Below are 14,018 nucleotides of genomic sequence, written 5' to 3'. Positions count from 1 at the left end.
ATATAAGCCGGCTCGAATTGTAGTATATACACCCAGGGCCCCAAAAACAGCTAGGGTTAGCTCTTTAAAAATAAACCAACTAACTAGACTAACAATAATGACACTTAAGCCATAAAGTATTATCAAATTGCGTTTTTTGCTTTCTAAGCATTTGTAAAACAAAAATATGATTAAGACACTACACACCATCAACAGGCTATACATACGCACATAGCGTGATAGGCTGATACTTAAATAATCAAAAGTTAGCGCAAACCCAGTGCCATAGGCTAGTAGCTGATTTTTCGTAACACGCAATAGAGTGATAATTACAATTGGTATTAACAATGTCCCCCACACGGCGGCCGGTAAGCGCGCCGCCCACTCTGATTCTCCAAATAATCTTATGCTAGCCGCCACTTGCACAATAAAAAGCTTGGCTCGGTCGTATGGCTTACCGGAAGCTTCATTATAAAAATCATAGCGCACCCACTCACCGGTTTTTAACCAACCGATCGCCGTTTCAAATTGATAATACTCGTCGTTATATAAATTAACCTGACCCAAATGGTTAAAACGTAACCAGCCGGCCAACCCAGTTAGCAAGAGAAGCAGACTCACCTGAATAGCTAGACTTTTCATCAGATTCCAAGTATAATCGAGCGGTTCAACTATGGCAAGACGATGCGCCGTGATCGGTTTAGATGGAGCTACCTTTGAGTTGCTCGACCCACTAATGCAACAAGGCTACATGCCCACGTTGCATCATTTATGTACTCAAGGTGTGCGGGCACCATTACGCTCAACCATGCCACCTTATACCGCACCGGCTTGGACAACTTTTGCCACTGGCGTAAACCCAGGTAAACATGGCTGCTATGATTTCTTACTACCCACTAATGATTTGGAACAATTTGATCTGTGTAATAGTACGCACATTCGAACTAAAACCATCTATGAAATATTGCACGATCAGGGCAAGCGTTCAATTTTAATAAATTTGCCGAATTCATACCCACCCAAACTAACTACTCCCACAATTACAGACATGCTGACAATTGGTGATAATTGTGTTTTTCCGGCTAGTTTGAAAGACAAATATCCTAGTTTAAAAAAATATCGTCTCAGCCCCAATGAAGCGCTAAATGTTAAAGGTAAATACGCTGAGTATGTTGATGACATTATCGCACTAGAAAGTGATCACATGGTCGCTGTAAAACAACTATGGCAAAACGAACCATGGGATTTATTTTATTATTTGTTCTCTTCAACCGATTGGATTTCACATGCCTTATACAATAAATTATTAGACGGCACTTTTCCAAAGGGTTATGAATTATTTAAATATATCGATGAGCAATTAGCTTGGTTTAAAAACAATTTGCCTGCCGATACAGATTTGTACGTGTTATCCGATCATGGTTTTAAAGTTTATCAGCACACGTTCTATTTTAATAAATGGTTAGAACAAGAGGGCTACTTAACTACTAAATCAGCCCCGGCTGAATCGTTTCATCAAAATATTAGCAAACAAGATGATCAACGCAGCCGAATCCAAACCAGTAAACCATATACTTTTAGTATCAGTGGCGGCATGATGAGACAATTATCAAAAATAAAATTGATAGAACGAGCCGCGCGCTGGTTTTATCATAAGATTGCCAAACCTTTTCTACCCATCAAGTTTAATCTGGATGTCACCATTGATTTTGAAAAGACTCAGGTGTGTTTTCCGAAGGGTCGCACCATGACAGCTATCTATATTAACGATGGTCGTAAATACAAACAGGGCAAAACCATGACCGATACTGAATATTTAAAATTACGAACCGACATAAAAGAAAAATTAGAAACTTTACGTGGGCCAGATGGCAATTTAGTGACACCTAAAGTTTATACCAAAGAAGACATTTATGGAGCCGATACTCCAGAGCGCTGCCCGGATCTGTTTTATGAGTTTGGTGATTATTGGTTTGTTGGTCAGTTTCATTCCAGTGAATTATTTATCGATGAGGTGTCTAGCAAACACGGCCAAATTGGCATGTTTGTCGCCTACGGAGACGCGATCGCACCACACATCTTACCCGAACAATCCATTGCTAGTATTATGCCGACACTGCTGTACAATATGGGAGTGTCTTTACCAAATAATTTAGATGCCGATAAACTACCCATTTTTAAACAAACTATTCCAGTAACTAATAGCGAGAAGGAAACTTTAGCCGGTTTAATTGCTGGAATAAATATATAACTATGGCTGCCTCAAAAGTTTTAGTAATTGGTTTAGATGGTACAACTTTTACACTACTTGATCCCCTCTTGGCTCAAGGAAAATTACCGAACCTACAACGCTTAATCCAGCGTGGCGTTAGAGCCACATTACTGTCTACAAAACCACCGGTTACCGTACCAGCTTGGACCACTTTTGCCACAGGTGTACATCCCGGAAAACATGGCTGTTATGATTTTTTTCTCCCCGGCAAAACCATTCGTGATTTTCGACCCGCCACAAGTTTAGAAATAAAAGTGCCAACCTTTTATGAGTTGTTGCATCAAGCGGGCAAAAAAACTATCTTGGTTAATTTGCCCAATTCATACCCACCGAAAATACCAGATCAGACTATAATTACCGACTTCATGACCTATGGTGATCAGTATATTTTTCCGACAAATCTAATTGAGAAATATCCTAGTTTAAAACACTATCGTTTAAGCCCGGATGAATCCATTAAACTAACCAAACCGCTCTCTGAATACATTGATCATATTATTAAAATTGAACAAGATCGAGTGGCGGCTGTAAAGGAATTACTCTTGGGTGAAGATTGGGAGTTATTTTTCTTCTTATTTTCATCAACCGACTGGGTATCACATTTAGTCTTTGCTGACATGGTACAAGCTAAGGCTCCCAACGCTATGCGCGTATTTGAGATTGTCGATGACTTTATGGGTTGGGTTGAGCAAAATTTACCCAAAGATATTACCACCTATGTATTATCTGATCATGGTTTTACTTACTATACCGAATTGTTTTATATCAACCGCTGGTTAGAGCAGGAGGGTTACTTAACTACCACTACTGGAGCCGGCCAATTTGAAGAGCAGGCCACCGCTCGACGCCGCAATTTAGAGGCGGCACGCTCTCAGAAACGCTGGCGAATTAAATTAAATAAAAGACAATTACGCACCTTATTTTTTCACCCCGCTTTAGAACGAGCGGCCAAATGGTTTTACCAACACATTCTAAAGAAGATTCTACCGATTCATATCGATGTGAATATTGGTATTGATTTGGATAAAACTCAAATATGTTTTCCCCGTGGTAGCATGTTACAGACTTTATATTTGAATTATGCCGGTAATTTTCAAACCGGTTTAATAAAAGATAAAGCTGAGTATGATAAAATTAGACAAGACGTAAAAACCAAACTCGAGGCCTTACGCACACCGTCGGGTAAACGCGTGACGGAACACGTTTACACCAAAGAAGAACTATATGGTGATAATCCACCCACACCCTCACCAGATTTACATTGTCAAACCAAGGATGTTTGGATCGTTGGTCACTTGCATGCCCAGAATATTTTCGAACAACATATCTCCAATAAACATGATGAGTTTGGGATATTTATCGCCGCTGGCCCGGATATAAAACCAGGCACGTTACCAACTGCCTCAATCGCCGATCTGACTCCAACCTTATTACACCAATTTGGTTTAACACCACCCAGTTATTGCGACGGTCAAATCCTACCAATTTTTACGAACACATTTAGGCCGCAAACTGTGTCTGAAAAAACCCAGTTAAACCAGTTACTTGATAATTTAACACTATGAGCAAACCAAAAGTGGTAGTGATTGGTTTAGATGGCTCCAGTTGGGATTTAGTTACCCCTATGTTGGCCGCCGGTCGGCTCCCCCACTTGCAAAAGATGCAACAAACCGGCATGTCTAGTACCATGTTGTCTACTCATCCTGCGCACAGTGCTCCGGCCTGGACAAGTTTTGCCACCGGGCTATATCCCACCCAACATGGCTGTTTAGATTTTTTGGTGGTGCGCGACGATCTGACGGATGTTGATATTATTGACAGTACTAAAATTACCAGCGAAACCATTTACGAAACTATGGTGCGTCATGGCCGCACACCCATCCTAATAAACTTACCAAACACTTTCCCACCGAAATTAAAAAACATTATCACGATTACAAGTTTAATGACGCGCGGCGATCACTATATTTATCCGGAATCATTAAAAACTAAATACCCGGCCTTACAAAAATATCGTCTCTCCCCTAACCCAAAACTGCGCGCCAGTAATAATTTACTACCCTACGTGGCAGATGTTTGCCAATTAGAACGCGATCGCATCGCCGGCGCCAAAGAATTGTTTAGCCATGAACCCTGGGATTTTTTCTTTTACTTATCTTCTGGCACAGATTGGGTCTCTCACGTGTCTTACGACAAAGCGCTACGGGATAATTGGCAACCGGCTAGGGACATGTGGGAAATAATGGATGACTATATTGGCTGGGTAATGGAACACATGGATCAAGACACTGTTTTGTACGTAATATCCGATCATGGTTTTAAGGTTTATGATAATGTTTTTTATTTGAACCGTTGGCTGGAAGAAGAAGGTTATTTAGCTACCACTAGTGGCACCGGATCTTTTCAAAAGAGTCATACCAAACTGTCGCGTGAAATCGAACAACTCGAAAATAAAAGACGTGAAATAAAAATTGGTAAAGGTTTTCGTAATTGGCTGAAGAAATCAGTATTGTTAGAAAAAATTGCCAAATGGTTTTATCATAAAATATTTAAACGCCTTGTGCCCATTAAAGTAACGGTCGATTTAACCTTGGATTTATCTAAAACCAAAGTCGGTTTCCCCCGTGGTTCGATGGCGAGTATGTTGTATATTAATGATACCGGTAGATTCAAACACGGGATTGTCCCACCCCAAGAAAACCATATTTTACGGGATGAAATTATTAAAAAATTAACCCCACTAATTGAATCCATTACACCCACTGAACAACTTTACGGAGACGCCCCACTATTAAAAAACTCACCTGATCTGTTTCTAAGTTCAGATAAGTATTATCTATCTGGGTCGTTACATTCGGCCGCATTATATGAAACCACAGTTAAAAATTATCATGATAGTAAGGGCATGTTTTTAGCCTATGGTAAAAATATTGATCACCGTACTATGGCAACAAACTCAATCATGGATATGGCACCAACTATTCTGCACAGTTTAGGTTTGCCCGTGCAACAACAGTATCGTGGTAATGTTATGGATATATTTAAAACAACCTCGACTCCTAAAATTGAGCAAGCTACCGAACATTTTGCCACGCAACAACTTATTAACGATCTAGATATCTAATTGAGATAATATGTCCGAAAGCCATTATGTTGTTAGAGTAATAGCTCGCCTGGTCACTACTCGGTTAATTTATCGTGTGTTGGTGGCTGTTTCGGTAATATTTATTTCCAACTACTTAATTGTGAATCCAGTGTTAGCCGATTCGTTTGATTTGGCCAGCTCCATTGTTAGTATCGTGATGATCGCCAGTGAGGTAGGTATGAGCATGGTGCTAATGAAACACACCAGTGAACGCCACTATGGTACTGCCCTCACTATAGAAACTATAGCTTGGATGTTAATCTTTGTGGTGATATTGGGTGGATATGCTTTGTTTAATGGTTTAACCGTGTTGTTTTGGCTAATGGCGATACTGGGTCTTAACCAAGCCGCCATTCAATATCGTGTGCCGATTCGGTCAATTTTTCGCAGTAAACATAGCCACGAAAAAATTACCTACCTTGAAGTGCTCGATGGTTTAAGTAAACTTTTGGGGATTGTATTAATTACATACCTGATTACTGACATTACCTTGGGCGCATACATTATAGCCGGCTGGTATACCCTCACCACCATATTTTTCATGGTGATTTATTTACTCAACTCATTCCATTTAGTACGCCCAACCCTAGATTGGGCTCTGGCTAAACCCATGATTCGAGAGGGCGTGTGGTTTGCCATGCAGGCTTTAATAATGACAGTATATTTTGAGGTTGATAAATGGGTGCTGCGGGTTTTCCAAATTACCGGCTGGGCCAATATCGCCGATGGTGACATTGCCCGCTACGGTGCCTCATCGCGCATCGTCGTTTTTTTTCTTGTGTTTCATCGCATTGGCTTGCAAGTGATCACACCTTATTTATACGCGGCCTACCCTGATCAATTAGACAAATACCGTAAAATTGTTAGCCGCTCCACTGAATATATGAGTTCAGCTGGTATTATTATCGGTGTGTTAATAATTACTCAAGCTGATTTGATCATGCACATTTTGTACAAACCGGCCTTCTGGAATGCCATTCCAGCTTTGATGTTATTTGGGGCTTTTTTTATTGTCCGGTTTATCGGCATAACATCCAGCCAAATTTTTGCAACGACTGAAAATCAGCCACTCAGAACTAAACAAGAAGGTGTAGCCGTAGTTGGTAATGTTGTTTTGGATTTAATTTTGATGCCGTGGTTTAGTTTTCTGGGTGGAGCGATCGCGAGTTTTATCATTGAATTATTTTCCCAGGGTATATTTTTTGTTATTTCCCGTCGCATCATTCAAGCACCACTCTGGGCGAGTTTTAAACCTGTCGTACCATCTATCATCAGTGGTGGTTTAGTTGGTTTAACTTTATGGTTCAGTAAACCCTGGTGGATTGGTTTTTCCACCACCAAACCAATGACTCTGATCACTTGTGTGGCAGTATCAAGCCTGGGGCTCCTGTGTTATGGCGCGTTATTGACGGTTTGGCTTCGGCGATTGCCGATAGGTGCTCACTATTTGCTTAAGCAACAATAAGGGCGTAGGTAATAATACAATCCATAATACATAATAACTCAGACCAAAAATTGCGCCCCAGGAGAGCAATACAGTGATAACATCAACCGTACCAATATGCAGACCGGATTTTAATATTATTTCTGGTTTGCGTTGTTCCAAGAAAATACTCTTTTTGGCTTCCCGTAAATACCCCACTAGTAAATTACCAATCGCCGCACCACCGGCTAAGTACCACACCTGGGGGTAAGCATGTTGGTATTGCCACGCGATAGCAAAAAACCATAAAATTTCTTTAGTGCGGTCAGATATACTATCAAACCAAATGCCGAACTTACTGCCCCGTCCCAACATACGCGCCACTTCCCCATCTGAACAATCAAAAGAAAATGATAATTGTATACAGATAAAAGCTAAAATACGCGCCCACCACGCAGGATACATTAAGCCAACGGCTCCAATCAAACCGAAGATAAATGAAATGATCGTCACATCCGGTGCCGCAATACCAGGAATATAACGCACCATGTAAAAGGTTAAAACCTTTGAAATCTTGCGATAGATTAAACGACTAAAAATACTATCATGTGGTTGTTGATAAGCATTAATATCACTAATTTTATTCGGTAATGGCATAGATACTAATATTTGGTTGAAATGAAGTAGTAGTGGTTGTTACAGGACGCACCACATATTGATTATAAAACCTTTGTTCCTGTGCACTAACACTGGCATCATACCATAAATAGATCGTATATGTCTCTTGTAACTGACTAATAAAGGATGTGAGTTGCTCTAATGGGGGTTGCTCTTTATCTTTACTCGGAAAACGAATCACCTTAATGGTGGTATGGCTCATAATCGTTTCGGATAGACCGCCTTTGGTTGCACCCAACATTAATAATAATGGTGTCTTACCAGTTGTGCCAGCATCAGTCTGCACTGTTGTTATAGCCGTTTGAATATTTATCAAATCATCATAGGTTAACTCGCGGTCAAGCGGCGCACCGGTTTGTAGGCGTGTTTGTTGAGCAGCATAGATCGGTTGATATGATAAAACAAAAGATAATCCCAATAAAACCAGAATAAAAACACTAATAGTCTTCTGTATTTTTAATAGTTTAACAAATAATTCATGACTGTAAAATAATCCAACTAGACTAAGCCAACCCAACACCGGCAGAATCGGCAGGATATATCTCGGATATGGGTTTATCCACATGCCGAATAATAATATTATCCCACTCACCCAACTAAGCAGCACCCAAAATTCTGCCCGCTGTTTCTTCCATAGATAAACCGCCCCAACGATAATAAAGATTATAAATAATGGCCAAGCGCTAAACTGTTGCGTTACTTCCCAATATTGTTTTAGGCCACCTACCCCCGGTTTAAATTTACCCTGATTGTTCCATAAATTATGAATAGCCAATGATTGAATATGATCAATATTTGAAGTGATGGCAATTCGGGTAACATCTTTATCACGAAATTTTTCTTTATGCAGTGTAATATCAACCGCTTGCACTAAAAAAATACTATACCCTAATATTATTCCCATTAAACAAACTCCTACTACTTTCCAGTTCTTTTTATTAAACATAAATACTGTTAGAACCAGAGGGATTAACAATATAATACTTGTCTCCCTAATCCCTAAACTTAGAGCCATACTCAGACCGGCCAACAAAACAACGTACCATTTTTTTGATAATAATATTAAGTAAAAGGCTAACATAAAAAAGACCATCGAGGGTATCTCACGCATGGGTTGCGCCGCCGCATATTGGGCAAATAGGCCGCAACCCAAAACAACTACGGCACTACCTAAACCAACTAATCTTTTCCATGGCTCAGATAAGTTGAACAGTTTCAAACTGATTAAGTAAGTTAGTATTACTACACTCATGGCCGAAAGCGGTACTACCCAATACATCGCCAAAACATTTCCTGTTATTAGTGCCGCTCCCGCCATCAACAAACTCAATCCAATCGGATAACGAGATGCAGTCCAGCCAATTGGTGAAATTATTTCATAATGAGCTGGCGCCACAAACCGAGCCAATGGTTCAGCACCGAACCAATCTAAGGCTTGTTTAACTAGCGGATCCTGTTTAACTAAATCTCCACCAGTGAGCATGTCATGAGCTAAATATATATAACCCGGTGCGTCATCACCATAGGCTCCATAAGCATGATGCCAGCCAAACCAAAGACCACTTATAACTAACAACCCTAAAATAATAATAGCGTCTATATATTTAAACATAGCACGAGTTGCTGGAGAGCTTGATCGATGGATTGTTTTTCAGTATTGATAACTACTTCAGGGTGAGTTGGCACCTCATAAGGTGCATTCACACCGGTAAAATCTTTAATTTCACCGGCCCTGGCTTGGGCATATAAACCCTTCACATCACGTTGTTCACAAATTTCTAATGGGCAATTCACAAATACTTCAATAAACTCTCCAGGCTTTACTAGTTGCCTTACTAAGTCACGGTCAGCCTGATAGGGTGAAATAAAGGCTGTAATAACTGTTACTCCGGCAGCGACAAATAATTTACTCACTTCACCTATTCTCCGAATATTTTCTACACGGTCAGCTGCACTAAAACCCAAATCTTTATTTAAACCGTGTCTGATATTATCACCGTCTAAACGATAAACTAGTTTGCCCTGATCAAATAAATGTTGTTCCAGAGCAACCGCCAATGTGGATTTCCCTGAGCCAGATAATCCGGTTAACCAAATAATACGGCCATGTGAACGCTGCACTGTACCGCCGTGCCATTTAATGTGGCTGGCCATAAGTTGAGACCAGGTAGCTTTGTATTTTTGGAAAGACAGTATCTAATTGCTCTGGTGGTATAATAATCCCAGCTACTTCCGGTTTACCGCCGCTATTTAAGCCCAATTCATGAGCTAAAGCAATTAATGGACGAGCGTCAAAGTTATTTAAGCGACTCCGCACATAACAATTATGCTGATTATTTTTTAGTTGTCTAGTGACAATAATTTTATCAGGGTACTGGCGGGATAAAGCCCGAGTAATATGTGACAACAAATTAAAATGCGTATTAATTTCCCAATACATAACACCGGCAGATAATTCTTGCCCGGATAATACTATAAGGCGAGTCATCTCTTCATCAATTTTGGTTAAATTATCCTTTAATCTAAGATCGCTAAAAATCGACATCGGATCATCTTGCAATAATTGAACCGTCTCAGTAATACCCGTATAATCATCGGCGATGTAATTAGAATCAATTAATCGTCTGGCCTCCAGTAATTGACCAAACGTTAAATTATATTCGCCCAGCACCGCCTGCACATAAGGGTAATATAACTTATCTTGCTGAATGCCATCTTCCCGATCACCCACCATGGCAATAACCGGCAAAATATCGTACGGTAAGTGTAAACGCTCGGCGATATGCGATGCACACGCCGGATGTTCGGCGTTATAATAATGTACATTATCATGTGGTGCCGGATGGTGATGATGATCAAAAAAATACACTTGCCCCGGCCAACGCTGCGCTAAATTTTGCACTGTCGTACTGGGGAAATTCAAATCACAGGTGATAATAAATTCATAGCCCTGTTGTTGCAAATAATCGTATTGATCGCTCGTTAAATAATAGTTTGTGATAATCGGCGTGAACAAAGCCAGTTTTTTTTCTGGATAGTGTTGTTGAAAGTAATTGCGCAATAGAGCGGCCGATACTAAACCATCAGTATCCCAATGATGGATCACCACCCCGTTTGTGCGTCCACCAATATCCCCAAAAATATCCATATATTTATACCGAGCTAGTCGAGGTAACCCAAATTCTTTAAGCGCTCTCTAATTTTATCCTCATCGGCTTTTGAATATTGTGTCACAGGAGCTGTACTACTGGCTTGACGGGATTTTTTCTCAACTACTTGCCCTAAAATATAACCAACATATTCATCAACACTTTTGAATTCTTGGCTAGCGGACACAATCTTTTGTAAGTCAGCCAGTAACTGATCATTTATTTGTATTGAGGCCATAAAATATCTTTAAATATTGTTGCTTAACATTATCCCAATTATATCTTTTTACTATTTCATTTTGAATCACCACACTAGTTAAAGGCTTTTGTTGTAAAGCCTTTATTTTTTCTAGCCACGCTGCCACGTCACCCGAGTCTACCAAAAAACCAGTGGTTCCGTCAATAATAATTGACTCCATTCCTTCCAGTTTGGCAGCCAGCACAGGTAATCCACAAACTCCGGCTTCAATGGCCACTATCCCAAAACCCTCCATGTTTCCCGGTACCACCAAATTAGGCATTAGCAACATGGCCGATTCTCTATAAAACTTTTTTAAAGTTTCATCATTTACCTGTCCGTGTAATTTTACACGATCAATGTTTACCAATTTTTCATATTCTTCTCCGTCCCCGATTACATCTAAAATAATATTATCCGGTAATTTCGGGAACACATTTTGTACAAACCAGGCACAGCCTTTTCGAGGCACTAATCTGCCCACAAATAATAAATGATTATTTCTTGGTGCATCACCCCTTGGCCAGTCTGCCATATTTAAACCGTTCGGTATCACTGTTACCTGACATTTGGGAAAAATAGTTTGAACCGCTTGTTTCGTGGCCGGACTAACAGCCATAATGCCATCTAATTTTGGTAGACAGTATTTAATATATGCTTGATAAAACCACTTGCGATAAGTCACATCTAGACCATGCACCGTAATCGTGACAGGTTTTTTTGTATACCATTTTAAGATAACTCCCAAACCCGCTAACACGCCATCACCTAAATGAATAACATCATGATTTTTATATAACCAAAAGGAGCGCCAGAATTTTTTATAAACCAAAGTACAGTCAGTTTTAAAAGCCGCTACAAAACCGGCACTAAAAGTCTGCATGCCTCCGATCGACGGTGGATATTTACGAGTGATGAAGAGTATGGTCATCCAGTTCGATTTTTTTCAAACGGTACAACACTTCTTCGGTGATTTTTCGATGCCAGCCAATTGATGATCCTAATAAGCCTAACACCACATTAATGTAGCCCAATAAAATAAACATGGTACCAATCACCACTGATTGTAAATGCCCATCTCCCTTATTTATTAAATATAGATAAAAAAAGCGCAGCAATGGCACGGCGCCAATGATAGTCAAAATCAGTCCAATTAAGCCAAAAAATCTGAGGGGTCTAAAAATGACAATGTTGCGTACTATATTCCAACCGGCCATCCAAATATGACGGGGGACACTTTTTATTAAGCGTGACGGACGTTTTACTATGCGATCGGCAATTGGTATCTCTAACATGGTTAAGCCCTGATCTTGGGCAGAGAGTAAAGTAGTATGAACATAAGTGTGAGTGGAATAAACGCCTAACCGTAGAGCCGCATCTTTACTATAAGCGCGAAAACCGGTCGATACATCGTATTTTGGTAAACCGGCCCATTTTGTCATAACCAAACTGCCCACTTTGTTTAAGAACTTATTTTTAGTTTGTAGTAATTTGCGTGAACCAATCACGATATCAGCTTGACCGGCTATAATGGGTGCTATTAAATCGCCAATTTTAGACTGATCATAATGATTATCGCCGTCTGTATTCACAACAATATCCGCCTCTCTTTTAACTGCTTCCCATAACGCCCGCTGAAAACTTCTCGCTAAACCCAAATTCTTAGTATTTACAATTACTTCAGCTCCCGCCGCTCGTGCAATTCCGGCCGTTCCGTCACTCGAACCGTCGTCAATCACAAGAACATTAACTTGATCGATACCAGTTATAGAGTGTGGGATTTCACGAATAACAGCCGCAATATTTTCGGCTTCGTTATAACATGGAATCGTAACAATGAGTTTCATCGACCAATGGAATAATAATGGAAACCCAATTCAATCATCGTTTTCGGTTTGAGTAAATTTCGGCCATCAAACACCACCGGTTGAATCATACTATCTTTTATCTTTACCCAATCAAGCTCTTTGAACTCTTTCCATTCTGTTAATACCAAAACCGCATCGGCTTGAGCAGCCACCTCATATGGGTCACTCGCAAACTTGACCGTATCAGGTAAAACACGCCGGGCGGCTTCGGTGGCTTGATAATCAAAGGCGGTTACGGTAACACCGGCGGCTACTAACTGTTGAATCACATCGATCGCGGCTGACTCTCGAATATCATCGGTATTGTCTTTAAAAGCCAACCCCAATACACCAATTTTTTTATGATCTATTTCGCCAATATGTTCACGCACCCGAGCAATAAAATGCTTGCGTTGATTATGATTCACTTCAATAACCGATTGCAATAACCTAAAATCATAGCCTGAGGCACCAGCCATTTGTCCGAGCGCCGACACATCCTTTGGAAAACATGACCCACCCCAACCAATACCGGCTTTTAAGAATTTAGGACCAATCCGGTGATCTAACCCAACCCCATAAGCCACCTCCTCAATGTCTGCTCCCATGCGCTCACACACCTGAGCAATTTCGTTGATAAAAGAAATCTTCGTGGCTAAAAAAGCATTTGAAGCATATTTAATCAATTCGGCCGACTCCACCGTGGTAACAACTTTCTGCCCGCGAATTGGCTTAAACATATCGAGCATGACAGCACTGGCCTGATCATTACGTACTCCAATTACTACTCGATCCGGAGAGAAAAAATCATCCACGGCGCAGCCTTCGCGCAAAAATTCCGGACAAGAGGCATAGGCAAAATCTCCGGTATAATGTTGTTTTATTATCGCTTCAACTTTTTTGCCCGTTCCAACTGGCACAGTTGATTTTGTGACTATCACTGTGTAACGTTGCATTTTCTTGGCAATGCCCTCAGCCGCCGCAAATACATACTGCAAATCAGCTGTACCGTCAGGGGCAGATGGCGTACCAACGGCAATGATGACAACTTCACTTTGCGGTATGGCGTCAGCTAAATCAGTCGTAAATTTTAAGCGTTCTAATTGCACATTGCTTTGTACAACTGCTTCAAGACCAGGTTCAAAAATAGGAATAATACCACGTTGTAAACCACTGATTTTTTCCTGATTTATATCCAGACAAGTTACTTGATGGCCAGCCTCAGCTAAACAGGCTCCTGTGACCAAACCAACATAACCGGTACCGATAACACTAATATTCATGGGG

The 14,018-nt window shown here is 40.5% G+C and carries 13 protein-coding genes; 4 read left to right on the top strand and 9 right to left on the bottom strand.

Annotated features, from left to right (window positions below):
• Window positions 1-621, bottom strand: a 621-nt coding sequence (locus tag WCV88_04265; protein MFA6475385.1) for a glycosyltransferase family 39 protein, incomplete at its 3' end; no start/stop codon positions are given.
• Window positions 622-652: 31 nt separating this feature from the next.
• On the opposite strand from WCV88_04265, the gene WCV88_04260 reads away from it, so the two are divergent.
• From WCV88_04260 to WCV88_04245, 4 genes are read left to right on the top strand one after another with little or no spacing between them, the layout of a single operon-like run.
• Complete coding sequence (locus WCV88_04260; GenBank protein ID MFA6475384.1) at window positions 653-2,230, top strand: alkaline phosphatase family protein; 1,578 nt, start codon at window positions 653-655, stop codon at window positions 2,228-2,230.
• A gap of 2 nt (window positions 2,231-2,232) precedes the next feature.
• Window positions 2,233-3,816, top strand: a complete 1,584-nt coding sequence (locus WCV88_04255; protein MFA6475383.1) for an alkaline phosphatase family protein — start codon at window positions 2,233-2,235, stop codon at window positions 3,814-3,816.
• A complete protein-coding gene (locus WCV88_04250) occupies window positions 3,813-5,375 on the top strand; it encodes an alkaline phosphatase family protein (GenBank protein ID MFA6475382.1) in 1,563 nt (520 codons plus the stop codon). Before WCV88_04255 ends, WCV88_04250 begins: the two co-directional genes overlap by 4 nt.
• 10 nt (window positions 5,376-5,385) lie before the next feature.
• Window positions 5,386-6,861: a polysaccharide biosynthesis C-terminal domain-containing protein gene (locus WCV88_04245; protein MFA6475381.1), complete on the top strand. Its 1,476-nt coding sequence runs from the start codon at window positions 5,386-5,388 to the stop codon at window positions 6,859-6,861.
• Here the strand turns inward: WCV88_04245 and WCV88_04240 are convergent.
• Genes WCV88_04240 through WCV88_04205 form a run of 8 tightly spaced genes read right to left on the bottom strand, consistent with a single transcriptional unit; the run spans window position 6,799 to window position 14,014 of the window.
• A complete protein-coding gene (locus WCV88_04240; GenBank protein ID MFA6475380.1) occupies window positions 6,799-7,476 on the bottom strand; it encodes a CDP-alcohol phosphatidyltransferase family protein in 678 nt (225 codons plus the stop codon). The two genes, WCV88_04245 and WCV88_04240, sit on opposite strands and share 63 nt — an antisense overlap.
• Window positions 7,460-9,109 carry a hypothetical protein gene (locus WCV88_04235; protein ID MFA6475379.1) on the bottom strand — a complete coding sequence of 550 codons (1,650 nt, stop codon included), beginning with the start codon at window positions 9,107-9,109 and terminating at the stop codon, window positions 7,460-7,462. The genes WCV88_04240 and WCV88_04235 overlap by 17 nt, the downstream gene beginning before the upstream one ends.
• Window positions 9,094-9,651, bottom strand: coding sequence for an adenylyl-sulfate kinase (gene cysC, locus WCV88_04230; protein ID MFA6475378.1), 558 nt, complete (start codon window positions 9,649-9,651; stop codon window positions 9,094-9,096). Before cysC ends, WCV88_04235 begins: the two co-directional genes overlap by 16 nt.
• The gene (locus WCV88_04225; GenBank protein MFA6475377.1) at window positions 9,635-10,645 is read right to left on the bottom strand and encodes a DHH family phosphoesterase; all 1,011 of its coding nucleotides are present in this window, start codon (window positions 10,643-10,645) and stop codon (window positions 9,635-9,637) included. The genes cysC and WCV88_04225 overlap by 17 nt, the downstream gene beginning before the upstream one ends.
• A 14-nt stretch (window positions 10,646-10,659) precedes the next feature.
• Window positions 10,660-10,884, bottom strand: a complete 225-nt coding sequence (locus tag WCV88_04220) for a hypothetical protein (GenBank protein MFA6475376.1) — start codon at window positions 10,882-10,884, stop codon at window positions 10,660-10,662.
• The gene (locus WCV88_04215) at window positions 10,862-11,815 is read right to left on the bottom strand and encodes a glycosyltransferase family 4 protein (protein ID MFA6475375.1); all 954 of its coding nucleotides are present in this window, start codon (window positions 11,813-11,815) and stop codon (window positions 10,862-10,864) included. The genes WCV88_04220 and WCV88_04215 overlap by 23 nt, the downstream gene beginning before the upstream one ends.
• Entirely contained in the window at window positions 11,790-12,731 is a 942-nt protein-coding gene (locus tag WCV88_04210; GenBank protein MFA6475374.1) for a glycosyltransferase family 2 protein, read from the bottom strand. The genes WCV88_04215 and WCV88_04210 overlap by 26 nt, the downstream gene beginning before the upstream one ends.
• Entirely contained in the window at window positions 12,728-14,014 is a 1,287-nt protein-coding gene (locus tag WCV88_04205) for a UDP-glucose/GDP-mannose dehydrogenase family protein (GenBank protein ID MFA6475373.1), read from the bottom strand. The genes WCV88_04210 and WCV88_04205 overlap by 4 nt, the downstream gene beginning before the upstream one ends.
• Window positions 14,015-14,018 lie beyond the last annotated feature (4 nt).

Source organism: Patescibacteria group bacterium (assembly GCA_041665365.1).
Classification (GTDB): domain Bacteria; phylum Patescibacteriota; class Patescibacteriia; order UBA9570; family UBA9570; genus UBA9570.
The sequence above is the reverse complement of the archived record's forward strand: the minus strand, read 5'-3'. Positions and strand labels throughout refer to the sequence as shown.